This is a genomic window from Xanthomonas sp. NCPPB 3959 (assembly GCF_056675575.1).
On record NZ_JBWWVR010000063.1, the window covers coordinates 1 to 234 of the forward strand.

Genomic DNA, 234 nt, shown 5'->3' on the forward strand with positions numbered 1-234 from the left:
TGCCTGCGTAGCGGTGCCGATCGGACGTCCGCTGCCACATGTGCGCTGTCGGGTGGTGGGAGTCGCGAGCGAACGGGTACCGATCGGCGTGGCCGGCGAGTTGTATCTGGGCGGCGCGAGTCTGGCGCTCGGCTATCTGGGACGCGAGGCGCTCACCGCCGAGCGTTTCGTACATCTGGACGGTGAGCGGTGGTACCGCACAGGCGACCGGGTGCGCTGGCGCAACGACGGGCA

At 69.7% G+C, this 234-nt stretch carries 1 protein-coding gene; it reads left to right on the plus strand.

What is annotated here, in order from left to right; genetic code table 11:
* Positions 1–234, plus strand: a 234-nt coding sequence (locus AC1KVG_RS21825) for an AMP-binding protein (RefSeq protein WP_481095816.1), incomplete at both ends; no start/stop codon positions are given.